The sequence below is a fragment of the Streptomyces sp. NPDC045899 genome, assembly GCF_056431485.1.
In genome coordinates this window covers 150,618-177,123 of the sequence record NZ_JBWKKP010000003.1, presented here as the reverse complement: position 1 = coordinate 177,123, position 26,506 = coordinate 150,618, and the positions used below count along the sequence as shown (strand labels likewise).

15 protein-coding genes and 2 pseudogenes are annotated in these 26,506 nt (G+C 69.4%); 6 read left to right on the top strand and 11 right to left on the bottom strand.

Translation table 11 applies throughout. The annotated features are described in order from the left end of the window. Positions 1-41 precede the first annotated feature (41 nt). Positions 42-716 carry a GntR family transcriptional regulator gene (locus AC07FT_RS05480; RefSeq protein ID WP_479174159.1) on the top strand — a complete coding sequence of 225 codons (675 nt, stop codon included), beginning with the start codon at positions 42-44 and terminating at the stop codon, positions 714-716. Between the two features lie 13 nt (positions 717-729). On the opposite strand, the gene AC07FT_RS05475 is transcribed toward AC07FT_RS05480, so the two are convergent. Beyond that, positions 730-1,680 (bottom strand): CPBP family glutamic-type intramembrane protease, encoded by a 951-nt coding sequence (locus AC07FT_RS05475; RefSeq protein WP_479174158.1) that lies wholly within the window; start codon positions 1,678-1,680, stop codon positions 730-732. Positions 1,681-2,377: 697 nt separating this feature from the next. On the opposite strand from AC07FT_RS05475, the gene AC07FT_RS05470 reads away from it, so the two are divergent. Further along, positions 2,378-2,746, top strand: a complete 369-nt coding sequence (locus AC07FT_RS05470; RefSeq protein ID WP_479174156.1) for a hypothetical protein — start codon at positions 2,378-2,380, stop codon at positions 2,744-2,746. A 736-nt stretch (positions 2,747-3,482) separates the two neighbouring features. Here AC07FT_RS05470 and AC07FT_RS05465 read toward each other — a convergent pair. From AC07FT_RS05465 to AC07FT_RS05450, 4 genes are read right to left on the bottom strand one after another with little or no spacing between them, the layout of a single operon-like run. After that, a complete protein-coding gene (locus tag AC07FT_RS05465; protein ID WP_479174154.1) occupies positions 3,483-3,908 on the bottom strand; it encodes a hypothetical protein in 426 nt (141 codons plus the stop codon). Beyond that, positions 3,905-8,188 (bottom strand): DUF6531 domain-containing protein, encoded by a 4,284-nt coding sequence (locus AC07FT_RS05460; RefSeq protein WP_479174152.1) that lies wholly within the window; start codon positions 8,186-8,188, stop codon positions 3,905-3,907. Before AC07FT_RS05460 ends, AC07FT_RS05465 begins: the two co-directional genes overlap by 4 nt. A 19-nt stretch (positions 8,189-8,207) precedes the next feature. Continuing rightward, entirely contained in the window at positions 8,208-8,504 is a 297-nt protein-coding gene (locus AC07FT_RS05455; RefSeq protein ID WP_479174151.1) for a WXG100 family type VII secretion target, read from the bottom strand. Positions 8,505-8,514: 10 nt separating this feature from the next. After that, positions 8,515-8,802 (bottom strand): hypothetical protein, encoded by a 288-nt coding sequence (locus tag AC07FT_RS05450; RefSeq protein ID WP_479174149.1) that lies wholly within the window; start codon positions 8,800-8,802, stop codon positions 8,515-8,517. A 110-nt stretch (positions 8,803-8,912) separates the two neighbouring features. On the opposite strand from AC07FT_RS05450, the gene AC07FT_RS05445 reads away from it, so the two are divergent. From AC07FT_RS05445 to AC07FT_RS05435, 3 genes are all read left to right on the top strand, one after another. Next, positions 8,913-11,606 carry a WD40 repeat domain-containing serine/threonine protein kinase gene (locus AC07FT_RS05445; protein ID WP_479174147.1) on the top strand — a complete coding sequence of 898 codons (2,694 nt, stop codon included), beginning with the start codon at positions 8,913-8,915 and terminating at the stop codon, positions 11,604-11,606. 99 nt (positions 11,607-11,705) lie between these two features. Next, positions 11,706-13,208 carry a serine/threonine-protein kinase gene (locus tag AC07FT_RS05440; RefSeq protein ID WP_479174146.1) on the top strand — a complete coding sequence of 501 codons (1,503 nt, stop codon included), beginning with the start codon at positions 11,706-11,708 and terminating at the stop codon, positions 13,206-13,208. Between the two features lie 111 nt (positions 13,209-13,319). Beyond that, positions 13,320-17,612 carry an FtsK/SpoIIIE domain-containing protein gene (locus tag AC07FT_RS05435; RefSeq protein WP_479174144.1) on the top strand — a complete coding sequence of 1,431 codons (4,293 nt, stop codon included), beginning with the start codon at positions 13,320-13,322 and terminating at the stop codon, positions 17,610-17,612. Between the two features lie 59 nt (positions 17,613-17,671). On the opposite strand, the gene AC07FT_RS05430 is transcribed toward AC07FT_RS05435, so the two are convergent. The 3 genes and pseudogenes from AC07FT_RS05430 to AC07FT_RS05420 all read right to left on the bottom strand — a co-directional run bounded on the left by AC07FT_RS05430 (position 17,672) and on the right by AC07FT_RS05420 (position 22,182). Further along, positions 17,672-19,198, bottom strand: a complete 1,527-nt coding sequence (locus tag AC07FT_RS05430) for a DUF3043 domain-containing protein (RefSeq protein WP_479174143.1) — start codon at positions 19,196-19,198, stop codon at positions 17,672-17,674. Positions 19,199-19,671: 473 nt separating this feature from the next. Then, positions 19,672-21,357 carry a ribonuclease J gene (locus AC07FT_RS05425; RefSeq protein ID WP_403159288.1) on the bottom strand — a complete coding sequence of 562 codons (1,686 nt, stop codon included), beginning with the start codon at positions 21,355-21,357 and terminating at the stop codon, positions 19,672-19,674. A 491-nt stretch (positions 21,358-21,848) separates the two neighbouring features. Further along, positions 21,849-22,182: pseudogene (locus AC07FT_RS05420) on the bottom strand (MerR family transcriptional regulator). Positions 22,183-23,409: 1,227 nt separating this feature from the next. Here AC07FT_RS05420 and AC07FT_RS05415 point away from each other — a divergent pair. Next, the gene (locus AC07FT_RS05415; protein WP_479174142.1) at positions 23,410-23,769 is read left to right on the top strand and encodes a hypothetical protein; all 360 of its coding nucleotides are present in this window, start codon (positions 23,410-23,412) and stop codon (positions 23,767-23,769) included. A gap of 78 nt (positions 23,770-23,847) precedes the next feature. Here the strand turns inward: AC07FT_RS05415 and AC07FT_RS05410 are convergent, their stop codons facing one another. The 3 genes and pseudogenes from AC07FT_RS05410 to AC07FT_RS05400 form a co-directional block, all read right to left on the bottom strand. After that, positions 23,848-24,198, bottom strand: a complete 351-nt coding sequence (locus AC07FT_RS05410; protein ID WP_479174140.1) for an SCO5918 family protein — start codon at positions 24,196-24,198, stop codon at positions 23,848-23,850. A gap of 49 nt (positions 24,199-24,247) precedes the next feature. Continuing rightward, positions 24,248-24,583, bottom strand: coding sequence for a CBS domain-containing protein (locus AC07FT_RS05405; protein WP_479174517.1), 336 nt, complete (start codon positions 24,581-24,583; stop codon positions 24,248-24,250). A 114-nt stretch (positions 24,584-24,697) separates the two neighbouring features. Further along, a pseudogene (locus AC07FT_RS05400) lies at positions 24,698-26,193 on the bottom strand (DEAD/DEAH box helicase). Positions 26,194-26,506: the final 313 nt, after the last annotated feature.

Sequence of the window (26,506 nt, the reverse complement as noted above, 5' to 3'; positions counted from 1 at the left end):
AATACCGGCAGATCAGCGGCGCAGCAGAGGAGCGGCATCAGGTGACCGAACCGGAATCCGCACCGCTGCACCGCACCAGCCTGCGCGACCAGATCCTCGCGATGGTCCGGCAGGCTCTGGTCTCCGGTGAGATCCGCCCCGGTGACATCTACTCGGCGGCGGCGCTGGCGACCCGGCTCGGTGTCTCCAGCAGTCCGGTGCGCGAGGCCCTGCTGACGCTGGTCGGCCAGGGGCTGCTGGAGCCCGTTCGCAACCGTGGCTACCGCGTCGTCCCGATGAGCGAACACGACCTCGACGAGATCCACGAGATGCGGCTCTTCCTGGAGATCCCCGGCACCCTCAAGGCCGCCGCCCACGCCGGACCGGAGGACCTGCGCCGTCTGGAGTCGATCGCGGAGGAGATCGAGGCCGCCGCCGACGCGCGCGATGTGCCCCGTCTCCTCGACGCCGACCGGCGGTTCCACCTCGAACTGCTGGCACTCGGCGGCAACGGTCGACTTGTCGATACCGTGGCCGCCTTGCGCGACCGGACCCGGCTCTACGGCATGGACGCGCTCGCCGCGCGCGGCTCGCTCGGCGGCGCGGCCGGTGAGCACCGCGCCATCCTGGCCGCCGTCGCCGAGCGGGACACCGCCCGTCTGGAGAGCCTGCTGCGCGCGCATCTGCACCACGTCCGCGCCGAGTGGGCACGCCCCGGGGCACCGCACTCCACCTGACGCCCGGGCCCCGTCAGCGCACCGCGCCGACCGCCTCCGGGCGGGGCAGGTCCGCCATGCGCGCCGCCCCCTCCCGGCGATGCCGTCGCCTCCGCCGTCCCCACAGCGCGAACACACCCGCGACCACCAGCAGATACACCGGCACCAGCAGACCCGCGGTCCCCGCGCCGTGCTCGACGTACCAGCCCGCGTGACGCCCGTCGCCCTCCAGGGCGATCCGGTTGACGGTCAGAAAGGTCAGATGGACGCCGATGGAGGTCCACAGCGGAGCCCGCGCCAAGGCCGTCCGAGCCGCGACCAGGGTCAGCCCGAACACCATGATCAGGACGAGGTAGTCGACCGGATCCTGTCCGCCCGGCGCGACGCCGATCGGCCCCGCGTCCCGTCCGACCAGCCGTGCGGCCCCGGCCGCCACGACCGTTGACACCCCGGGGACCAGCAGGAACACCGCCGTGGTGGCCAGCGCGGTGCCTTTGCCGCCGAACCGGGAGCGCAGCGACGTCCAGGTGTAGCCGCGCAGTGTGGTCTCCTCCGGCAGGGCCTCCAGCAGCACGGCGACCACCGCGTTGGAGGCGAGGAACCGGGCCAGCGCACCGGGATCGGGATCCGACCAGCGCAGCAGACCCCCCACCGTCGCCGCGCCCAGCACGAGCGCCGCCGCCACGGCTGTCACCGCCGCGCCGGCCAGAAAGGCGACCGCGCTCGCCCCCGGCCCGCCGAACCCGAGCCGCCGGAACGGTCGCCCCCGGTGTGCCACGGCCACCAGCGAAAGGGCGAGAGCCGTGACGAGGGCCGCCGGTACCAGACGCGCCACCAGCCCCGACGCCCCCACCGCATCAGCGAGGGCCGGACCCAGCCCGGTCCCCACCCCCAGCGCCGTCGCCATGACGAGCCCACCGACCAGGGCCCGGCCCAGCGCCCCGGTACGCGACGCCCCGCTCCCACCGGCATGAGATCCCGCCATCTGCCCACTCCCCCGTATCCGGACCGGACGGCGCATCCGACGTCGGCGCCCGCTCCGTTCCCATCCTCACGGGCGGTCCGGGGCCCGGGCTCCTGCTGGAGGGGGAAAGCGGACTACATCCTTCGACCCACCGGACGGCTGGACGAGCTGATCGCCGACTTCGACCGGGCTCACGGCCCGGCCGACCCGGAGGCCGTGGCCGCCAAGCGGGCCAAGCTCACGGGCAACGCATCCTCCGGGACCGGGACTGCCGCTCGAGCGGCGCCCTCATCCTCGGCAGCGAGGGCCCGGCCAAGGCCGTCCATCGCGACCGCGAGGTCCCGGCGGTACCCCTGCCGGTCACCGTCGTCTGCGAGCTGCTGGGGTGCCGGAATTCCGGCCGCACCGCCCTCGTCGGCAGGTCCCAGACGACGGACACGACGAACCTGCGGGTCAGGAGCCCTTTGTGGCCGGCTCCAGGATCATCACGCACTCCACATGATGCGTCATCGGAAAGATGTCTGCCTGAACGGATCCCAGAAAAGACCTGGTCAGAGCCCGTTTCTCGGCTCATCGTCCTTCGTGCAGACCCCCAGAGCGTCAAACGAGCGTCACGGTCGGCGTCCGTCCCTCCTGCTCAGGACGGAACAAGCCGCCTGGACAGTGGTGAGGCGAAAGAGAGTGCCACAAGTCCTTCGGCAGGGCAGAGCACGGGCACATGGAGCGTGCAGCCATTCGCCGCGCGGAGCCGGATGCCCGGGTGTTCATCCGCCGCGCCCACGCTGTCCACCCCGTCACCGCCGGGCAGCCCGAGTACTCGCTGTGGACCCGCGGCATCGAGGACCGTGAAGGCGACTTCCGGCGCGGCAACCCGCCTGGCTCCTCGCCCAGGATGACGGCATCGCCCCCCATCCCCGATACCAAGCGCGTGGCCCGCGTCGAGGAGATCGCCGCCGCCGACGGCCTCCAGCCGCCGGCCGACGTCCTGGCGAAGCTCTCCGGCCTTGGTGGTTTCCGCAGTTACATCGCCGAGAAACTGCCCGACCCGCACGACCACACGTCCGTCGTCCGTCCAGGCGCCCCGTAGGACGACTTCCACGAAGCCCTGCTCTGCAAACGGGCCATCGCCTGCATCGCGGGCAGCGACGGCAAGGAGCCACTCATCCTGGTGACGGCGGTCAGCTGACCACGCGCGTGCGGCCCCGTCCTCTCCTCTCCGAGGTGCTGGTGCAGATGAGGCCGACGGTCCCGCACGGCGGTGGCCGCCACAGGTAACCGCGGTCCGCCACGTCCTGCCCGCGCATGCGACGGTCGACGGTCAGTTCCCGCACCGATACCTACGACCGCACCGTCTCGTCCATGCGGCAGTCAGGAACGACGTCAGGGCCAGCAGCCGACCGCGCGGTCGCGGGCCTGGGCCAGGAAGCCACTCCCGCTCTGAAGGAGCGCGAGTGGAGGAGAAGTCATCGGCTCTTGGCACCGGTGGCAGGGCCGTCCCGCCGGGTCCCGCCGCATTTGCGTCTGTGTACTTCCGCTCTCGGCGGGGGTGGGCACAGACGAGTGAGCTGTCGATGCTGGTCAGAGGAGTCCTTGGCGGTGTAGCTGCTGCTGGGCGTGAGCCGGGCCAAAAAAGCGAGGGGACCAACCGCATGGCCCGACTCGTCGTCCGTAGTGCGTTCGGCTTCCGCGACGTCGAGAGCCAGCGACTACGGACACGCTGTGTCAACCACCCGCCGAGCCCGCGGACATCTCCGCACCGCTCAAGATCCGGAATGGCGTGGGCCTCATCCATCGGTGCCAGGCCCACCACCCGCCCCGACGATTTACGTAACCCCGGTCCCCGACGGATCGTCCATGTCGACTGTGATGGTCAACCCGGACGTCGATGTGAAGGTGGCTTTCCGACCTGACACCTCGATGGTGCGGAACGGATCGACTTCCTCCAGGAAGACCGCCCATACGAGGCCCCGGTCGGAATGGACGCGGCCGAAGAATCCGTCTGAGCCGTAGGAGCCTTCCCCAGCCCACAGGACATCACCATCGGCCAGTTCATGGCTGCTCAATCCGTCGACACGAGCGACGAGATCCGGCTCTTCTGACAGCAGCTGATCGACGTCGAGTGTCTCATCGATGCGCAGTACGGGCTCTGTCGGGGAGACCGACACCTCATATGCCCTGCCATCGGCGAAATAGAGACCGTCCACAGCAGGCAGTTCGTATTCCTGCCAGAGGCGTTCGATCACCGTCATGATTTCTTGCACTTTCTTCTGCGGGGATTTCTCACATGTTGGGGTCGTTCTGCCAGGCCCGTAGGGGGAACGCGCTCTCCGCGCTCATCTCTGTTGCGTCTGTCGGTCATGCGTTGCTCGAATTTCTCCCGCCAGGTCATGCCAGTCGTCGAGTCCGGGTGCGGGCCATCGGGATCCACTCTGACCACGGCGACAGGAGCCTCGACCTCCCGAGCCGCGTCCAGGCGGCGATTGTCGTACGTCACCAGCTGCCCGTCGACCTCCATCACCCTCAGCGCCGTTCCCGGGCGGGTCCAGTCCCACTCGCCGTTGCGCATCTTCTCGACGTAATCATTCGGCGAGACCGTCCGCTGCGAGAAGTTGATGTCTGACGGGTCGAGCCATTCCAGGTTCTCTTCCGCCGTCAGCCCCAGAGGGTCGAGCCACGACTGCGCGTTAGGCACGTACGACACCGGATTGGGCGCAGGCGCCAGGCCAAGCGGATCCGGACTAATGAAGCGTGCCGTCTCGGGGTCGTAGTGGCGGAAATAGCTGGAGTGGAGACCGGACTCCGGATCGGCGTACTGGCCTGGGTAGCGCAGCGGTGTGTAGGTGGTGGCGTCAGCGTTGACTGCCGTGGTCCCCCATGCGGAGGTCCGGGTGTGCCAAGCGATGTCACCGTTTTCGCTGACCAGTTCGGTGGGTGTGCCGATCAGGTCGGTGACAATGGCGAAGAAGTGGGAGTCGATCTCCTGTTGGGGTGTGTCGGTCGTGGTGACGCGTTCCGTCTGGGCGAGGGGGCGTAGGCCCTGGTGGTCCCAGGTGAGGGTGACCGGGTGGGGGAGGTCGGCGGATGTTGTCGTCTGTTCGCAGAGCGTTGTGCCGTCCCAGGTGAAGTCCACTCGCTCCACGACCGTTTCGCTGTCCTCCGCGAGGCGGAGTTTGGCCGTGCGACGGCCCAGGGGGTCGTAGGTGTAGCGCCAGCGGGTGCCGTCGGGGGTCGTCACCGCGGTGAGGCGGTCCTCGGCGTCCCATTCGTAGCGCCAGGTGTCCGGTTTGCGGGACAGCCGGGTCTTCTGGCGGAGAGTGATGCGGCCAAGTGCGTCGTGTTCGTAGCGGACGTTGCCGGCTCGGGTGATGCGGGTGCCCGTGTAGGTGCGCGGGCCCCTTGCCTCTGCGCCCGGGTGGTTCGAGGGCCAGGACGCCTTGGTCTGGTTGCCTGCCTCGTCGTAGGCGTACCGTTCCGTCCAGGCGGCGGCGTGGACCGCTGTCACCCTGCCTGTCGCGTCAAGGTCGAACCGGCAGGTGCCTGACAGGTGGTCCTCGATATCAATCAGGTAGCCGTCGGCTCGGTACGTGTACTTACGGTGCTGGACCGTGCGGCCCTGGGCACCGGTCACCGACTGAGTCTTCAGGCGGCCCAAGGGGTCGAAGGTGCGGTCGAAGACGACGGTGCCGCCGATGCGGCGGGAAACCTCGCGACCCGCCTCGTCATACGTGAAGTCGATCGCCCTGCCCGAGGCCACCATGCGCGTGCGGCGGCCCGCCGCGTCGTACGACCACGTCGTCTCGGCCCCGGAAGGGGTGGTGCGGCCCGTGCGGCGGCCAAGTGCGTCGTACGTGTAGTTCATTGTGCGGCCGTTGACCGTCTCCGAGCGCAGGCGCCCGTAGCGGTCTCGCAGCCGCGTCAGCGTCGTGCCGTCGGGGCCCGTCGCCTGGGCCAGTTGGTCGGTCAGATCGTAGGTGTACGTAGTGACTCGGCCCGCAGCGTCCTTGCGGATCACCTGGCCGAGATCATCACGTTTGAAGGACGTCACCTCGTCCAGTGCGTTCCGTCGCGACACCAGGCGGCCCGCGGCGTCGTGCTCGTACGTCAGGCTGCGGTCGTCGAAGTCCGTTTCCGTCACCAGGCGTCCGGCCGCGTCGTACTCGTACGTCCATGTCAGGCCCTGCGGGTTCGTGACCTTCGTCAGGCGTAGTTCCGTGTCGTGTTCGAACTCGTAGCGGACGCCGTCCGGGCCCGTGCGGGCCGTGAGCAGGTCGAAGTGGGTGTACTCGAAGTGGGTGGTGCCGCCGATGGCGTCGGTGTGGCTCGTGCAGTTGCCTTCACCGTCGTAGGTCCAGGATTCCTCGGCTCCGTCCGGGTCGGTCCGGCGCTCCAGCTTGCCCTCGACGGTCCAGTACAGGCGGGTGATGGCGCCCAGGGGGTCGGTGATCGTGACGATGCGGCCGAACGGATCACGCTCGTACCGGGTGACCGCTCCCAGCGGGTCGGTGACGGCGAGGGGCAGGCCGGCGGCGTTGCATTCGACGTGCGTCGTGTTGCCCAGGGCGTCCGTGGCCGATGTCAGGTTGCCGCGGCCGTCGTAGGCGAAGCGGATCGTCGCGCCGGAAGCGTCGGTGACCGCCGTCAGGTTGCCGCTCCGGTCGAACCCCCTGGAGACTTGGGTGCCGTTGGGTTCTGTCACCCTCACCGGCAGGCCCTGGTCGTTGTAGGCGACGGTGATCTCACGGCCGTCGGGGCGCGTGATCGTCAGCGGGCGGCCCGCTTGGTCGTACGTGTAGGCGACCATGTGGCCGAGCGGGTCGGTGGCGGTGAGGGGCCGATGGAACCGGTCGTATGTGGTGTGGGTGGCGGAGCCGTCCGGGCGGATCTCGGTGACGACCTGAAGCCTGTCGTTGATCAGGTACCGGCTCGTGTGTCCGAGGGAGTTGGTCACCGTGGTGGCCTTGAGGACCGTCGCCGGATCGGTGTCGACGTAGGTGTAGGCGTTCCGCAGGTGCCCGGCGTCGCCTGTCTGGTAGGTGCAGCGGTCCTCGTCGTCGTACTCGTACCGATACGACGAGCCGTTGGTGTCGGTCCAGGCCGTGATCCGGCCCACCGCGTCGTTGCTGAACCGCATAGGCGCGCCGCAGGAGTTCGTCACCGAGGACAGGTGGCCGTGTTCGTCGTACCCGAAGCGGAGCAGTGGCTGGTCGCCGCCGTCCCCAGCTGCCTCCGCCAGATGGAGGGCGGTGATGCGCTCGCCTTCCGTGGTGATCTTCAGGTGGTAGCCGGCCGAGTGCCTGATCGCGGTGGGGGCGCCGTCCGTGTCGTAGGTGAACGTGAGCCGCTGGGTGCCTGAGCGGTCGGTGAGGTGGGCCAGGAGTGCGATGCCGCGGCCGTCGGGGCCGGGTGCCGCGAAGTCCCATCGACGGCCGCTGACGGGGTCGGTGACGGTGTAGTCGCCGTTGGTGTCGACCGTCAGCGGAAGCCGGTCGCCCTCGGCGGGCAGCGCGTGGGTGTCCGGAGTCGGGTGGGGGTAGGACAGGAGCGAGCCGTCCTCGCGCACGAAGACGACGCCTTCGGTATCGATCTCCAGCCGCTGGTCCGCCGTCGAGGTCCAGGCGTGGCCGAACCAGCGCCCGGCACGGTAGGACGACTCGAAGTGGCGGGAGAACACCAGCGGGAGTCGGGCTGGCAGTGTCAGATCAGTCTGCGCGAGGGCCATCCGGCCGGTGGCCACGTCGACCGGATCGCCGCAATACGACTTGCTCTCGTGTTTTCTGGCCACATCGTGGAGAGCCGACCTCACACTCCGTCGGGCCCAACCCGTCGCGGCGCCTCGCGCCGCCCCGCGTGCTGCTTTCAGGGCGGCGGTACGCGCGAAGGTTCCGCCGTTCCTGCCGGAGGCCGCCCCGGTCGAACCGAGCGCGGGTATCGCGGCGCGTATGGCCTGCGCACACCGCGTCTCCGCTTCGGCCGCGACCCGGGCCACCTGTCGTTCCATCGTGGCGGCGGCCTGCCGTTCCCGTTCGGCCTGGGCGGCATAGGCGCCGATCCGTGCCGCGGCGGCGCGGACCTCGGGGCGTTGGTACTGGGTGCACCTGAGCGCGAACTGCTCGTCGAGCCCGCGCCAGTTGCCGGTGTACGAGAACCCCGGGACCAGCGTGCAGAACTGCTGTAACGCGGCCTTGTACTGGGCGTCCGCCTGCATGCCCCGGCTCAGCGCGGCGCGGGACTGGATCTTGGCCTGCTCAAGGGTCTGCATGTACGCGATGAGCGCCCTGCCGCAGCTTTCGTGAGCCGGACCCAGACCGGCGGCCTGCTGCGGGAGGCGCGCAAGCCGCTGCTGGAACAGCGGAGCGTAGTCGCCCTGCATGCGCAGGTCCACGCTGTTGGCGGCGACCTGGCGCAGGCGGCTGGCGTGCTGTTCCGCGTACTGCGCCTCCCGCAGCAGTCGCGCCGCAAGGGTCTGGATGCGGGCGGGGTCGCCCGGGACCGGGTCCCGCGCCAGGTCGAGAACGCTCCAGTCCTCCATGGTCAGGCGCCCCGGCCGGTCAGCTGCCGGCGCCGCCCGCCAGGCGTGCGTCGAGTTCCTGGTGGCTGCGTACGACGTCGTTGAGGAACGCCGCCATCCCTTCGAGCCCCTGAATCATGTTGTGGGTGCCCGTCGTCCACTGTTGGTACGACTGCTGGAACTTGGACGACGCCATCTGGGTGCGGAACTCGCTGGCCACCAGCTGATCGATCATGCCCTTGAGGGCCTGGAGTTTTTCGCTTATCTCGGTCTGCCCGCTGATCAGCCGTGACGCCGCCTGCTGCACACCGTCGTAGCCGACACTGACATCCGCCATCGGTCTCTCCTCACATCTCCAGGGCTTGGTCGGCGAGGACCTGGTCGAGGTCGAGCGTGCCTTCCGCCAGGTCCGCGAAGAGTCCTGCGGCCGTATCGACCGACGCTACGAGGCCGTTCCGGGCTGTGGTGACGGCGTCGAGGAATTCACCGAGTGCTTCCGCGACCGGGCCGGCCACCGTGCTCACCGCATCCGCCAAGGGCTGAGGTGCCGAGAGCCGGAGATCGGAGCGCATGCGGGTCAACTCCCGCGCGACTAAGTCCGCTTCCTGTGGATCGCAGACGAATTTTTGAGCCATCGTCTCGGATCTCCCCCGTGAGACCTCAACTGCGCGTCAAGAGTGGCTAATCTGCTGTCAGGTTAGCGTACGGGGCGCCGACCGGTAAGCGATCCGACAGGAGCGCGGTGGTGACGGGGACGGACTCCTCTCAGGGGCCGAGATTGGTCGCGGGGCGCTACCGGCTGACGGAGGTGCTCGGGCGGGGCGGCATGGGGATCGTCTGGCGGGCGACCGACGAACTGATCGGCCGCGCCGTCGCGGTGAAGGAAGTCCGCGCTCCGCACGGGCTGTCCGCGCGGGATCGGGCCGCGTTCGGTGAGCGGGCACTGCGCGAGGCCCGGACCGCCGGGCGCATCCACCACCCCGGGGTCATCGCCATCCACGACCTCATACCGGGCACGGCGCAGGACGACGCGGTCTACGTGGTCATGGAATTAGTGGAGGCACCCTCCCTGGCGACCGTCCTGGAGGAGCACGGCGCCCTGCCCGAGCTGCGTGTGGCCCGCTTGGGCCTCCGATTACTGGAAGCGCTGGACGCCGCACACGTCATCGGCTTGATACACCGGGACGTCAAGCCCAGCAACATCCTGGTCCTTCCCGACAGCAAGGTGAAACTGGTCGACTTCGGCATCGCCCAGGCCGTGGACGACACCCGTCTCACCGGCACCGGCGTCGCCGGCTCCACCGACTACATCGCACCCGAACTGTTCGAGGGTCACTCCCCCACCCCCGCGGTCGACCTCTGGTCCCTGGGCGTCACGCTCCGCCACGCCACCACCGGCCGCAGCCCCTTCGAGCGCGGCTCCACCGCGGCCACCGTCCGAGCAGTTCTCCACGAGGACCCACCGCCGCTCGACCGTCATCCTTCGCTGGCCCCGGTGATCGAGGGCCTGCTCGTCCGGGACCGGAACCGGCGCATGAGCGGCCGGGAAGCGGGCCTGCGTCTTCGCGCTGCCATCGCCGAGGCCCTGAGCACGGATCCCGCACCGGTGCGACCCGGCACCTTGCCGGACGAAGCCGGCAGGCGAACCGACACATGGCAGAACCGCTCGACAGCCGTGCACCCCCGCCCCACCGGCGCCGGGCGATCGACTGCTGGCACACCTACGTCAGGCCAGGCATCCGCCGCAGGCCGCAACAGGGCCGCGGGATCACCGGGGCCGGGCGCCCGACGCGACAACGGTGGCGGGCGACGTTCCGGCTGGGAGGACCGGCCAACCACCGCCCGATCGGATACCGCAGGGCCGAGAAGGGTGAGGGCAGAACCGCGGGCAGCCGACCCGGGACCGACCAGCGCGATGGCTGATGGCACCGAGCGTTACTTCACCTTTCCAACGAATGCCGCGATACGGCTGAACTGTTCGACCGCGATCGTCCTGTTCGTGCTGTCCGCGTGGATCCTCTGGAGGCTCCTCACCTTTTGGGACTCGGATGTTGTTGGTTTGCTCATCGCGCCGATCATTTGGGCGTTGGTGGCGTGGCCGCAAACCCGGCCCGGACCATGGTGGAACAGCTTCACTCTCAGCACCGAGGGCATCCACTTCTCCCGAACCGACCACAGTCGGGCGGGCCCCAGCGTGGCATGGGAGCACATCGAGGAAATCGTCATCGGCCCCCAGCGCTCCACCCGCCGAGCCAGTCGAACCACCATCACGCTGCGCATGGACGCGACCACACCGGCCGGTGTTAGGAAGAGTCCACCCCTGCGCGGCATCGATCGCACCCGCGGCAGAAGCGGCTTTGCATGGAACATGGGAGAAGTGGAGTGCCAACTCGACGAAATGGTCGCAGTGTTCCGCGCTGCAGCGCCGCTCCATGTCACCATCACCACTGCGGCCGAGGCGGACGCCGAGGACCTGCGACACCACGGGCCTCGCCGTGTCTCGTCGGTGGTGACGTGTGTCGTGCTTGTGGGAATCCTCGTGGCGACATATGCCTTCACCCCCCACGACAGCGAGCCGATTCGACTCACGACAGCCGGAAGCGCAAGCGCTGTGGAGTTCGCTCCAAGTGGTAAGACATTCGCAAGTAGCACCGACCGTTCCATCGAGCTATGGGATGTAGCCACTCGTAAGAAGGCCACCACCCTTTCCGGTAACAAGGGTCCGATCTCGACGATGCGGTTCACTCCCGACGGAAGTCTGCTGGCCGCTGCCGACGATGACGACGACATCGACGACCATACCATCAGGGTGTGGGACGTCTACGACCGAGAAGAGCGCAGGAATCTGCGTCTGGACGAGGACGACACGGTCGTGTCCCTGGCATTCAGTCCGGACAACCACACCCTCGCCAGCGTGACAGACGACGGCACCATCGTGATATGGGATATCCGGTCGGGTCGGACAACCTCAATACGGGAAGAGCGATCTGGCGCCTTCCCGGTCGCATTCAGCGCGAACGGCCGGTTCCTCTACGGCGTCGACGCCGAAACCCTGCGACACCGGTGGGACGTGGTCAGCGGCCGCCAGGTGTCTACGAAAGAGGACGACGAAAACACGGCAATTGTTTACAGTCGCATGTCTGAGACCGTTTTGATACTCGACGGTTCCGGATCGACCAAAAGCTCGCTGATCGGCCACACGGACAGGATCACCGACATTGACTGGGCAGGGGCGTCTTCCAAGCTGCTGGCCACCAACAGCTTGGACGGCACGATACGCATCTGGCACACCGACACCGGCGAGACCGCGCGGAAGCTGGACCTGGACGCCGACCACCGCTCCTCGGTCGACGGCATCGCCCTCAGCCCGGACGGAACGACTCTCGTCTACACGAGCGGCCGGGACTTGTGGATATGGGAGACGAGGATCGAAGCCTAGTTATTCGCTTGCCGGACGACACCAACGGGTATCCCAGTTTTCACCATGGTGTCAGTTCGATAGCAGGCGGCGCATCACGAGTGAGGGGGGCGCTCGCGAATGACGGAGCGGCTGGTGGCAGGCCGGTATCGGCTGGCGGATGTGCTGGGGCGTGGCGGCATGGGGGTGGTGTGGCAGGCGACGGACGAGCTGATCGGCCGCCCGGTGGCGGTCAAGGAGTTACGTGTTCCGCCGGGGTTGTCGGACCGGGAGCGGGCGATGTTCAGCGAGCGGGCGTTGCGCGAGGCTCGCACGGCCGGCCGGCTCAACCACCCGGGCATCGTCGCGATCCACGACCTGGTGCCGGCGACCGCGCAGGACGATGCGGTCTACATCGTCATGGAACTCGTGGAGGCGCCTTCGCTGGCGGAGGTACTCCAGCGCCACGGCGCCTTGCCCGAGGAACGCCTGACCGCCATAGCCGCGCAGTTGCTCGCCGCGTTGCAGGCCGCCCACTCCATCGGTCTGATCCACCGGGACGTCAAACCCAGCAACATCATGGTGCTGCCCGGCGACAAGGTGAAGCTCCTCGACTTCGGTATCGCCCACGCCGTGGACGACACCCGTCTGACCCGCCACGGCGTCGCCGGCTCCACCGGCTACACGGCACCGGAACTGTTCGAGGGAGCGGATCCGACAGCCGCCGATGCGTGGGCCCTTGGTGCCACCCTCTTCCGTGCCACCGAGGGGCGCGATCCCTTCTCCCGCGCCACAACGGCCGCGACTCTTCGCGCGATCCTCTACGAGGACTTGCCGAGCCTCAACTGCAGCCCCCCGCTCTCCACGCTGATCACCGCGCTTCTCGTCCGTGACCCCACCGAGCGGATCAGCGTGGAGCAAGCCGGCGCTCTCCTCCGCACGGTCTCCGCCACTCGGACACCCGCACAGGCACCAGCACAGGCCGACCATTCGGCCCGCACGACCTCACAGGACCGATCCATCGCCGCAGGACCGACAACCACGCCAGCGGCCGATACGCGACCGGCAATGGCACCTGCCCGCCAGCCCGACTGGGAAGAGCAGCCCACCAGCATCCGGCAGGACGTCGTGGAGGTGCGCTGCGAGATCCAGGCGCTGGCACGGAAGGACGGCGTGACCGCCCTTGTCTGCGGCCTTGCGATGGGCCTGGTACTCGTTCTCCTCAGGCCGGCGGATGCGTTCACGGCGGCACCCCTCGGAGGGGCCGCGCTGCTCTTCTCGTCCCTGGGGGCGTACCTGTTGTGGGTACGACGCGAAAGCGTCGTCACGGCCAGCCAGGAGGGTCTGATGTTTCAGTTCCGCGGGAGGCCGTGGAGCGCGGACTGGGATCAAATAAAGCGCATGACCATCGGACCCGGACGTGCTCGCCCTCGACACATGATGTGGATCGTCATCGCCGAACTCCGCGAAAGGGCGGCACCGATGGTACCCAAGCCGTTCCGAGTGAGCGGAGGAGCCGCCACCTTTCTGCTGTTCGCGACCCACGACGAAGCCCGCACCGAACTAGCCTCTCTGGACAACTTTCTGCGGTATCAGGTGCCCGTCGCTTATCAGCGGCACGGTGACTTGGCGGCACTGCTGTGACTCGGGGATCGCCCGTGAGCCGGTGCCCGGTCGGTGTAGGGGGTCGGCTGCGAGTCGGCGGTCCAAAACCGGACCTGCCCTGCATGCCGAAGCCACGCAGGGAGGTGGAGCGTGATTCTCCGGTTGACCGTTGAGGACGCCGACTCGGCCACGCGCCAGGACGTCGAGATGGTCGCCGGTCCCGACAGCAGCGTAGCCTCACTGCTGGCGGCCTTACCGGTGCCCGTGGGTGGCCGGCAGTGCTTCGTCGGAACCGTCCCGCTCGATCCCGAGTCCAGCCTGGCCGACAGCCCCATGATGCCGGGAGCGGTCATCTGCGTGGGGGCGCCGGGGCCGGCTCACCGCTACCCCTCGGGGGATGGGGCCGGCGTGCTGCGGGTGACGGCCGGTCCGGACGTCGGGCTGATGGTGCCGTTGGCACCAGGGAGCCATACCGTGGCCAGGAACTCGACGGCCGCAGTGTGCCTGCGGGATCCGGACGTCTCCCGGCGCGAGCACGCCCGGCTGGAGGTCTCGACGGACGGCCGGGTCTTCGTCGTGGACCGGGGCTCCACCAATGGGACGTACGTCAACGGCCGCAGGGTCACCGGACGTACCGCGCTCGCTCCCGGCAGGACCCTCCAGGTGGGCGCCGATGAGCTGCAGTGGACACCTACGCCTACGGGAACCCAGCGAGTCAGGCGCAGTGCGGACGGGCGACTGGACTTCGACCGCGTGTTCAGCCCGGCTCCGGCAGTCCCTCGTACGGAAGTGACCTTGCCGGCGCAGCAGGCCGCGACGGGCACGTCGAGTCTCACAGGATGGACGACGGCCCTGCCCATACTGGGCGCCCTCCTCCTCGCCGTGGTGATGCACCGGCCGGTGATGCTGTTCCTCGGTCTGCTGGGCGTCGTCGGCTTCATGGTGATGGACAAAGACCAGGAAAAGCAGCTTCAGCGGCGCGAAGCTGCCCACGCAGCGGCGGTGAAGGCCGCCCAGGAGAAGATCGACGCCCACGTCACCGAAGAACTGCGCGTGCATCTGCTCCGGGCACCTGACCCCGGGGAGATCGCCGACATGGCCACAGGCGCCCGCCCGGACCTGTGGTCCCGCAGAGCCGACTCGCCACACGGCCTGGTGCTGCGCGTGGGAACCGCCGATCAGTCGGCGTCCGTGGACCTGCGGGGCGAACCGTGGGAGGGCTTCGAGCCGCCGGTGCTGCGCGAGGCGCCGGTCACACTGGACCTCCGATCCACCGGCGTGCTGGGAGTGATCGGTGCTCGTCGGCAGGTGCAGGCGTTGACGGGCTGGCTGGTGATGCAGGTGGCCGCCCTGCGCGGGCCGGACGATCTGCGCATCGTAGTGATCGCGGCCGACGGGCACGAAGGACTGGCCTGGACCCGGTGGCTGCCGCACGTGGACGCAGGGCCAGCGGCCGATGTTCCGTGCGTCATCGGCAACACCGGCACAACGCGCGCCGCGCGCGCGAAGGAGTTGCGGCAGCTCGTCGGCGCGCGCCGCGAGCAGCGCACCCGTGACTCGCGCACACACTTCGCTGACGAGGTCGTGGTCGTTCTGGACGGAGCTCTCGCCCTGCGCGAACTGCCCGGCATGGACGAGGTGCTGCGGGACGGGCCGTCGGTCGGTGTCTACCTCCTGTGCGCCGACCGGCGCGGCATGAACGAGTGCCGCGGCCTGTGCGAGATGACCGGGGACACCCTCCGGCTCACCCGCACGCCCGAAGAGTACGCCGTCACCGTCACTCCTCACCCCCTGGCCGAAGCCGCGGTCGAGCCGCTCGCCCGGGCACTCGCTCCCATGCGGGACCGGCTCACCCTCGGCTCGTCGAGCAACGCCGTACCGGATTACGTACGCTTCCTCGATCTGCTCGGTCTCGGCACACCGACGGCCGACGACGTCCTGCCCCTGTGGGGGCACGGGCAGGGACCGCGCACCCGGGTGTTGCTCGGCTCGGACGCCGCGGGCCCGGTGACGGTGGACTTGGCCGGGCAGGGCCCGCACACCATGCTCGGCGGCGCCACCGGAGCGGGGAAGAGCATCCTGCTGCAGACCCTCGTGACCTCCTTGCTGCTGGCCAACCGGCCCGACGAACTCAACCTGGTGCTCGTGGACTTCAAGGGAGGCAGCGCCTTCCTGCCCTTCCAGCACTGCCCCCACGTGGTCGCCCTGATCCGCTCCACCGGGGAAACCCCCGCCGACGTCTTCGACGACGCCGCCGCGACCCGGGTGCTGGCCTCCGTACGCGCCGAGGTCAGCCGTCGCGAGTCCCTGCTCGCCCGGTACGACGGGGAGATCGACCGGTACTGGAAGAAGCGCCGCACCGACGCCACTCTGCCGCCGCTGCCGCGCCTGGTGATGGTCTTCGACGAGTTCGCCCGCGTCCTGGAGACCTCGCCGGACTTCCTCAAGGAACTGGTCAACGTCGCCGCCAAGGGCCGTTCGCTCGGCATGCACCTGGTCCTGGCCACCCAGTCCCTGCAGGGAAAGCTGTCGCCGGAGCTGAAGAACAACATCTCACTGCGCGTCAGCCTGCGGCAGAACGAAGCCGCGGACAGTACCGAGGTGCTCGGTGTGCCTGACGCCGCCGCGATCCCCGGCTCGCTGCGCGGACGCGGCCTCATCCTGTGCACCACCGACGAGGCGCGCGTCCCACAGGTCTTCCAGTCCGGATACCTCGGCTCCCCACCGCCCTCCGGAGCGGCGCGGCCCGTCACCGTCCGTACCCTGAGCTGGGACCAGTTCGGAGCACCGCGCCCGGCCGAGCACATGACCCGCGTGGAGGCGCCCACCGACCAGGAGTTGGCGGTCGCCGCCATCGAGGAAGCCGCCCGGCGTCGGGGGCTCGCCGCCCCCTTCCGGCCCCTGCTGCCGCCCCTGCCGCCGGTGTTGTCGATGGGGGGACTGGCCGGCCGCCAGACCGCCGCGGCGCCCGACACGGCCGTGCCCTTCGGTCTGGCGGACGAGCCCGCGGAGCAGGCGCAGCCCGCCCAGTACCTCGATCTGGCCGGTACGGACCGGCTCATGGTCGCGGGCGGCCCCCAGTCGGGCCGCACCACCTTCGCGAAGACGCTCATCACGGGCCTCGTCACCCGGTTCCGGCCCGATCAGGCCCACCTCTACCTCATCGAGCACCACCCTGCCGGTCTGACGGACTACGCCGAACTGCCGCACTGCGGCGGCGTCTTCTCACCCGCAGAACCGGACCGCATCCGGCGCTTGGTCACCTGGCTGGGCGAAGAAGTCCAACGCCGCTCCACGGCCGGCCCCGCCCAGCAGGCGGACCGGCCCCGCATCGTGCTGATCGTCGACGGCTGGGAGCACTTCGAGGACCACGGCGACCCCACCTTCACGGAGACGTCAGTGCTGACCACGCTGCGCGACATCGTCGCGGCCGGCGCTCCGCTCGGCGTGCACATCGTGCCGCTCGGCGGTCACGACATGCTCAACCACAAGCTTCCCACCTACTACACCCGGCGCCTGCTGCTGCCCTTCCCCAAGGAGGAGACCCGCCGAGCCCACCTGACCTCCCGCATGGCCAGTCCCCCCGCACTGCCAGGTCGCGCGATCGACGCCGCAACCGGGCGGCACGTGCAGATCTGCCGGCCGGACGTACTCCCCGCCGATCTGCCGTCCCGCTTCACCGATCCCGACCCCGCCCGTCTGCCCAGGCAATTCCCGGCGTTGCCCACCCGGATCACGCTCGCCGAGCTGCCGCTGCCCGAGCCGCCGCCCTCCCCGACCTGGATCCCCCTGGGTGTCGGCGGACCCGACCACGGCACAGTGGGCCTCGACCTCTTCGAGAGCGCCCATCTGCTGCTCCTGTCCGGGCCGCCCGGCTCCGGCCGCACCACCGCGACAGCCGCACTCGCCCACTCGCTACGCCGAGCCAGCATCGGCGTGCTCGCCGTCGCCCCGCCCCGCTCGCCCCTGCCCGGCCTGCTCCCCGACGACCCGGGCGTACGCGTCCTCACCGGCATCTCGCACAAGGACTCCGACCTCCGTGAGGCCGCCGAGGTCTTCGGTGACGGCCCCTACGCCCTGGTGCTCGACGACGCCGACCACATCGTCATCGTGCCCACCCAGGAAGGATTCACCGACGCGCCCACCCTGCTCGACGACATCGCCCGCCCCTCCGCACGCGGCCGCCACGCCCTCGTCCTCAGTGCCGACGCGACGCCCGTCCTGACCGGCTTCCCCAGCCCCCTGACCCGCCTGGTCAACACCGTCCTGGCGACGGGCCACCGGTTCCTGCTCACCCCGGCCGGCCGCCCCGCCGCCGTGGCACACAGCATCACGCTGGAACCGGACCAGTACTTCACTACGCCACCCGGCCGGGGATACCTCTCCTCGGGCCGGGCCCCGATCCTCCTCCACCTGGCCACGGCCCCCCAGCACCTGCTGTGAGCGGCTTCGACGAGCAGCCGCAGGTCCGCCCGCCCGAACCCGGGAAAGCGCCTGCGCGCTCAGAGCCGCTCCCCGCGTGCGACCTGCGGCCTCGGCATCCGGAGCGGACGCACCTGCAAGGAACGTGTCAGGGCGTAGGCCACCGCGCCCCGCGTGTTCTCGCCCGGGAAACTCTCCCTGAGCCGCGACCCGAGCCGGATACCGCTGACGGCCGAGTCCAGCGCCATCAGCGCTATCAAGATCACCCACCCTTGCAGCAGGTAGCCCTGCACCGGGGGCATCGGCACCACGCTCAGCACGAGGATCACCAGGGCGAGCGGCAGGAAGAGCTCAGCCAGGTTGAACCGTGAGTCCACCCAGTCCCGGGCGAACCGGCGGACCGGGCCCTTGTCCCGGGCTGGGAGATACCTCTCGTCGCCACTCGCCAGCGCTTGACGCCGGCGCCTCGCGGCCTCCCTGCGGGCCGTCCGCGTGTCGGCGACGTTGCCGCGCTGGGTGTGGGTTTCACTGCGCCCCTGTGATCCGACGGTGGTCGGGTGGGACTCCCAGGTCGCGGCCCCGTGACGGATGGGAAGCGGGCTCTCCGGGCCGTCCGTGCCATGCTCCGGTGACGGTGCCGGCCTGACGCCGGTGGTACGGACCTGCCAGATCGCCCCGGAAGCGTCACTGGTTCCGTTGGTTCCACTGGTTCCGTCGGCCTGATGGGGCACGGGCCCGGTGACGGCGTCCGGCTCACCCTGCCGGGACGGCGCCGCGCCGGCGGCAGTCGTCAAAGCGGCCATGGCCTGCTCGCTGGTCAGGCGGTGTTCCCTGCTGCGCGTGAGCAGACCACCGATGAGCGGTCCCAGCAACGGGTACGCGCGGAGGGACGGCGGGTCGTCGTAGAGGATCGCGTGGAGGGTGGCCGCCGTGGAGGCCCGATCGAACGGGCCGGTACCCGCCACGGCATGGAACAGGGTCGCGCCGAGCGACCACAGGTCGGCGGCCGGTGAAGGAGACTCGCCTTGGAACAGCTCGGGAGCCATGTATCCGGTGGAACCGGCCACCCCATGGCCGGTGAGACGGGTGTCGTCGACGGCATGCGCGATGCCGAAGTCCACCAGCTTCACGTTGTCGCCGGGCAGGACCAGGATGTTGCTGGGCTTGACGTCGCGGTGCACCAGGCCGATGGCGTGCGCCTCGTTCAACGCGTCGAGCGCCCGGAGGCCCAAGCGTGCCACGCGCCACTCGGGCAGGGCTCGTTCCCGTTCGAGGATCTGCGCCAGAGAGGGAGCGTCGACCAACTCCATGACGATGTAGACCGCTTCGTCGTCCGGGGCGACGGGGATGAGGTCGTGGATGGCCACGACGGCAGGGTGGCTGAGACTTCCAGCGGTACGGGCCTCCCGCAGCGCCCTCTCACTGAAGACCTCCCGCTCCCGACCGGACAGACCGTGCGGGGCCCGTAACTCCTTCACGGCGACCGTACGGCCGATCAACTCGTCGGATGCCCGCCACACGACCCCCATGCCGCCGCGGCCCAGCACCCCCGTCAACCGATACCGCCCCGCAACCCGCCTTGCTTCTCCGGAGCCCGTCCCCGTCACAGCCCAACTCCTCGACGCCGAGAAACCCCATCAGCAGTACGTCCAGCCTCGCAGAGCGGTTCCCACCGACGCCACCCACGCGTCGGGGGTTACCTTGGGCGACCGGACGCAACCCCGACAGGCGCCCCTCCTAAGACGAAGGGGTGCCGGGGCGGCGGGCGCTCCGTGCGGCCCGACACACAAACCGCTCCCTGGCCTCATGCGCAAGCTGACGCACTATCAGGCCGAGCGTCACATGAGCGTCAGGGCTGCCTTGCGACGACGTGCGCAGACCCAGGAGCGACACGCGCCCGTCTTCCCTTCATTGAGAAAAATGTTGCTGCTCGGGCGGCAGGTCAGCCGCTGGAGGGGCTGCACGAGATGCCCGGCGCAGCGCTCCCGCCATCGGGCCGCCCCGGACACGTCCGGGCGAAATCCGGGCGGCGCGATGCGTACGGGCGGCGTCCGGCCCCGGACACCTGCCGGGCTGTGGCTCAGGCATCAATGATGACGGGGATGATGAGGGGCTTGCGGCGGTGAGTGCGGAACGCCCAGTTCGCCACGGCGCGGGCCAGGAGCTGTTCGAGTTGGCGCGCGTCCCCGACGCCTTCCTCGGCTGCGGTGGCCAGGGTTTTCTCGATGACGGGAACGACCGGTTCGAAGGTGGCGTCGTCGTGGACGAAGCCGCGGGCCAGGAAGTCAGGGGCCTCGGCGAGCGCGCCGGTGTCGGCGTCCACGATCGCCACCACCGTGACCACGCCTTCGGCGGCGAGGGTGAGGCGGTCCTTGAGAGACGCTTCGGTGGCGCCGCCGACTTCCATGCCGTCCACGTAGACGTTGCCGGCGGGGACCTTGCCGGTGATGGACGCGCGTCCGTCGACGAGGTCGACGACGACGCCGTCCTCGGCGATGACGACCCGGTCGGGGTCGACGCCGGTACGGATGGCGAGGTCGCCGTTGGCCCGCAGGTGGCGCCACTCACCGTGCACGGGCATGACGTTGCGGGGCTTGACGATGTTGTAGCAGTAGACGAGTTCGCCGGCGCTGGCGTGCCCGGAGACATGCACCTTGGCGTTGCCTTTGTGGACCACGTGCGCGCCCCACCGGGTAAGCCCGTTGATCACCCGGTAGATGGCGTTCTCGTTGCCGGGGATGAGTGAGCTGGCGAGCAGGACCGTGTCGCCCTTGCCGATACGGATCATGTGGTCGCGGTTGGCCATCCGCGACAGCGCGGCCATCGGTTCGCCCTGGGAGCCGGTGCACACCAGGGCGATCTTGTGGTCCGGGAGCTTCTCCAGCTCCTTCGTGCTCACGACCAGACCGGACGGGACCTTCAGATAGCCCAGGTCACGGGCGATGCCCATGTTGCGAACCATCGACCGGCCCACAAAGGCGACCTTGCGGCCATGCTCGTGGGCGGCGTCCAGGACCTGCTGGATGCGGTGCACATGGCTGGCGAAGCTGGAGACGATGACCCGGCGCGGCGCGGTGCGCATCACTTGCTCGATCGCCGGGTTCAACTCACGCTCGGAAGTGGTGAAGCCGGGCACCTCGGCATTGGTGGAGTCGGTGAGGAACAGGTCCACGCCCTCCTCACCGAGACGAGCGAAGGCCCGCAGATCGGTGATGCGGTCGTCGAGGGGGAACTGGTCCATCTTGAAGTCACCGGTGTGCAGCACCATCCCGGCGCCGGTGCGGATCGCGACCGCAAGACTGTCCGGGATGGAGTGGTTGACCGCGACGAACTCGCAGTCATAGGGCCCGAAGCCGCGCCGGTCGCCCTCGCGCACGCGCACCGTGCGCGGTCGGATGCCGTGTTCCTTGAGCTTGGCCTCCAGGAACGCCAGCGTCAGCTTGGAGCCGACGACGGGAATGTCGGAGCGCTCGCGGAGCAGGTACGGCACGCCGCCGATATGGTCCTCGTGCCCGTGGGTCAGTACCACGGCCACGATGTCGTCCAGCCGGTCCCGGATCGAGGTGAAGTCCGGCAGGATCACGTCCACGCCGGGCTGGGTCTCCTCGGGGAAGAGCACGCCGCAGTCGACGATGAGCAGTTTACCGGCGTACTCGAAGACGGTCATGTTGCGACCGATCTCACCGAGGCCGCCCAGGGCGACGACCCGCAGCCCTCCCTCGGGAAGGGGCGGGGCGGCTTTCAGCTCGGGGTGCGGATGACTCATACCTCGACGCTACCGGAGAGTGGGGCGTGGTGATCCATTACGTGTTCGATCTCTTCCTCTCGACGGAGCCGGGGCACCACGACGGGCGCCCCGGATCGATGGGATGACGCTGGCGGATGGGACAGCGGCTGGTGAAGGCGGTGCCGCCTTCCGCGGGTGAGCCGTGGGCCCGGTCGTGTCGGCGAAGATCTCACCATCTCCCTCGCCGCCTGCTGACCACAACAGCACGCGCATTCACTCCTGCGGCACGGTTCTCGCCGCACTCGCGGCCCGATCAACGACTGCGGCCGTATGGGGATGCCCTGGAGGAGAGGCGGCACCGGGGTGGGGGAGCCTGCCGGCAGCCTCACCCACTGCGGCCGTGCCGCGGCCGGGGCCGGAGGCGAGCGAAATGCCAGTGGAACCGCTGGGACACATGGACCATCCCTGCGCGCCACGGCCCGGCCACGCGCGGATGTGAGGGCCCGCTGATACCGGCGGGCACGCTCACCTCAGGCAGCGGCCGATGGACCGGACGATCCGGCGACGCGGCGGTATAGGGCGTTGATGCGCCGGGCTTCTTCGAGCTGGTCTTCAAGGATGATGATCCGGTATGCGGCCTCGATCGGGGTGCCCTGGTCGACGAGCTCGCGCGCGGGCCGTCATGCGCGGTTGGTGGCGGGAGTGGCGGCGGTGTCCGCCCTCTGAGCGCAGTGGCGTGATCAGTCGCGCTTCGCCGATGGCACGGAGAAAGCCGGGGGTGGTACCGAGCAGCTCGGCGGCCCGGCTCATCGTGTAGGCGGGGTAGTCGTCGTCGAGACGGCCCAGCGACTCGTCTGCTGCCATCTCACCTCTCTGTGGAACGTGTGGAGGGGCCTTGGTGCCGTACGGCACCAAGGCCCCGAAGGAACTGCAACACCATCTGCTGGCCTTAGTGCTGCGCCGGTCTTCTGTTTCCGCCCGGCCGCCTCATACTCCGACGGGGGTGCGGGGATCGCGGATGCGTGACCGGAGACCACCGTCGATGTCCTGCGGTACCCGGGCTCGCGTCTTCCGCCCGGGCGATCCTGATGGTGCTCGCCCCCTCCGTTCCTCCCTCTGAGCCAATCACTTGCAAACGGGACTGCGTACTGCTTGTACTGCTGATATCGCGAACTGCTGGTGGCCTCACCCAGCGCCACTCTCCGGCAGCCGGCCCCGTCGACCGTCCTGCGTCTGCTCTGGCCAGGAGCCCCACTGCCGAACTCCCCGGCACGCGCGTCCGCAGCTCGACGCCTTCACCGAGGGCCCGCTCGATACAGCACTGCTGGTACTGCAACCGCGTGAACCGCGGTCCTGTTCGCGGCGGCCCCTCATTACTGCGGGCCACCCGGTCCGGTGGTCAGCCCCGTCGTCGTCCTGCAACAACCTGACTTCGACACTCCACCGCCGGACCGTCATGCGGGTACGGCTGCCCGGCAGTTCGTGTCTGCCGGGCCTTGCTCGATCTCGACTACGAGAGAAACCATAAGCACACGATCAGCGAATGTCTACTCCAGCAAGCATAGATTTGCGCACTCAGCAGTGAAGTAATCCCTGGTCCGGTCTGTGAAGGCTTGCCGCCCGCAGCGCAGGGGGCACACGGGTGAGACCCGGAGCCGCCCGCTGGACTTCATATGACGCCGGCGGCCGGCGCGGCTCGTCGACACCAGGGTGAGCCAGATGGGCACGATGCCCGTCAACGCCCCAACTGCCCGTCTCACCAGGCCATTGTCGACCCACGCGATACCGCACGAGCCTTCCTCGAAGACCTGCGGCCTCCGACCATCACCCCGGGGAGCCGCGGACGCCGCGGTCCTGACCGTGTCCGAGTTCGTCACCAACCCCCTGCGCCACGGCGGGGCACCTGCACACCGGCACCGACGGCCCACCCGTTCACCCTCGAAGTGACCGTCCGCGAGCCTGGCCCGCAGGCGCCGCGCGTGCGCACCCCTGACCTGTGTTGCGGCACCGGGGGAGCCGTGTGCGCCCGTCTTGCCCGGTAGTGCCACCACCAGGCCCACCCGGACGGGCCGGTGCATAGAATCCGATCCCATGTCGAAGCCTGACGAGCTGATCATTGACATCGCCGCCCGTGTGGAGTCCGGGCAGAGCAATCGGATGTCCCTGACCGTGGTGACCGATGGTGCTGTCATCACCGGTCGACTGGCCCCCGAAGCCGTGTGGAGGCAGAGGGTGTCGGAGGTTCTGACAGACTCCGCCGACCTGGGCGAGTTCTCCGCTGTCTTCGACGCCCCTGCGCAGAAGGACGGGCCGCCCACGCATCTGCACTTTCATGTCGCCCGGATCTTGCAGGGCACGGTGGGGGTCCCGGAGACGGGCGGGATGTTCCGCGTCGCGATCGAGGACGTCAATGCCTGGACCGTAGGCGACTTCAGCTACACCGACCACTGACCGACTGACCCGCCGCCGCGTCGAGAGCGGCACGGCACGCAGCGGGGGCCCTATCGGCGCGCGCCGGTAGGGCCCCCATCACTGCTCTGTTCGGCTCGTGCCTGTGCCTGTCCCGTCGGTCAGACGGACAGGGGGGGTGCCAAGCATTGTGGAAGCCTGCTGCAACGGGCTTTCGATGCGCGCGGGTGCGACCTCAGGGAGAGCGCGACAGGTGAAGCCGAGCCGGGACATGGCCCGGAGGACTTCGCCGGCGCTGAAATCGCGGCGGTCCTGGCGGGTGATGGCCTGGCCGACCTGCTTGACCGGATAGTGGCGTCGTCCGATGATCACAAACTCGCCGGTGACCGGTTCGGGCTTGACGCCCTTCATCGATTCCAGCACGCCGCTCTTGGTCAGGTCGAACGGAAAGCGGGCGATGACACAGCGCATGATGCCTCACAGGGGGAAGGAGAGACGGGGCCGACGGCCATGAAGCGGTTCAGCGGGTCGGGGCGAGGACGCCCACAGCGCTGCCGTGTTCGTCGACCACGGGCAGGGCCCCGAGCCGGCGACAGCGCATCGCCCGCTCGGCTTCGGCCCTCGTGGTCAGCGGCGAGGCAAAAGGCCCGATGACGTCGGCGATGTCGCGCAGGCGGATCCTGTCCGTGTATCCGGAGCCGTCACGAACGGCCGTGAGCCTGGCGCGGGTGACCAGGCCGGTGCACAGACCGTCCTCGTCGCAGACGACCAGGTGCCCCGTACGGGCGGCGGCCATCACGGACAGTGCGACCTCGACGGTCATGTCCTCCCAGACCCGCGGTCCGGCCGCGTCCATGGCGTCGGCCACCGTGCCGGGCACGGGTTGGCGCCAGCCGGGCGGCTCTGCACGTGTACCAGCACCAAAGGGTGCCTCCTCAGGAGTTGGGTCGGCTTCCTGAGAACGAAGGGCCTATGCGGCCGCCCCGGCCGTGGACTGCCGTACGGAAGCGCGACGGGCCGCCGAAGCGGAGCTGCGCCGGCCGCGTGAAGTGGCGCTGCGCCTCTTGGGACGTTCGACCACCGGCGCCGTGATGACGACCGGGATACCGGAGGGGGCCTGGGCGCCGGTGATACGGTGCAGGGCCTCCTCGCCGACGCGGACCTGGGTGGTCTGCGGGACGATGCCGACCGCTGCCATGAGGCGGGTCATGCCGCGGCGCTGGTTCGGGGCGACCAGGGTGACGACGCTGCCGGACTCTCCTGCACGGGCGGTCCTGCCGCCGCGGTGGAGGTAGTCCTTGTGGTCGGTCGGCGGGTCGACGTTGACGACAAGGTCGAGGTTGTCGACGTGAATGCCGCGCGCCGCGACGTTGGTCGCGACCAGCACGTTGACGTGCCCCGACTTGAACTGCGTCAGCGTACGGGTGCGCTGGGGCTGCGACTTCCCGCCGTGCAGGGCGGCGGCCCGTACCCCGGTGTTCAGGAGATGCTCGGTGAGGCGGTCGACGGCGTGCTTGGTGTCGAGGAACATGATCACGCGGCCGTCGCGTGCGGCGATCTCGGTGGTGGCCGTGTGCTTGTCGGCGCCGTGGACATGCAGCACGTGGTGCTCCATCGTCGTGACCGCGCCGACCGACGGGTCGACGGAGTGCACGACGGGATCGCTCAGGTAGCGCCGCACTAGCAGGTCGACGTACGATCGAGGGTCGCGGAGAACAGCATGCGCTGGCCCTCGGGACGGACCTGGTCGAGCAGGGCGGTGACCTGCGGCATGAAGCCCATGTCGGCCATCTGGTCGGCCTCGTCGAGGACGGTGATGGAGACCTGGTCCAGCCGGCAGTCGCCGCGGTCGATGAGGTCCTTGAGACGTCCCGGTGTGGCGACGACGACCTCGGCGCCACCGCGCAGCGCGCTCGCCTGCCTGCCGATCGGCATCCCGCCCACCACCGTCGCCAGCCGCAGCTTCACGGAGCGGGCGTACGGGGCCAGCGCGTCGGCGACCTGCTGCGCCAGCTCACGCGTCGGTACGAGGATCAGCCCCAGCGGCTGCCTGGCCTCGGCGCGCCGCCCGGCCGTACGGGCCAGCAGCGCCAGCCCGAAGGCGAGGGTCTTGCCGGAGCCGGTGCGGCCACGGCCGAGGACGTCACGGCCGGCGAGGGAGTTCGGCAGCGTCGCGGCCTGGATCGGGAACGGCACGGTCACGCCTTGCGAACCGAGCGCGGCCAGCAGCTCCCGGGGCATGTCGAGATCGGCGAAGCCCTCCACGGCGGGAAGCGCGGGGGTGATCGTCTTGGGGAGGGCGAACTCCCCTCGGAGCGTGGCGGGTCGGCGGCCGTAATCACCGGAGCGGCTCGGCCCGCCGGACCGGCGCGGGGTCGACGAGCCGATTCGGCTGCCGCCCCTTCCTGTGTCGGCACTGCCGTTACGGGTGCGGGTGAAGCGGTCGTTCGTGCGTGTGCGGTTCATGCGGAACCTTCCTCGATGCGGCACATATCAAGGAATTCCCGCAGCAATGAGCAGCACGGAGAATCGCAAGAAGGGCCGGTGGTACGCGAAAGCGGATCTGGCCGACGAAGATCCGTGCGGGCGCAGTCGCTGAAATGAGTGGCGCAATGTGGGACGCAATATTCGGGGCGTCCACTGCGATGCCCTGAAGGAGAATCCGTGCACTGAGCCAACGGATTCCTTGTCGTCGTCCACAGGTGAAACCACTGCGGAAATGCGAGCAGCTGGGGCCCGCACCCCGGAGGATGCGGGCCCCAGCTACGAAGTGCGCGCC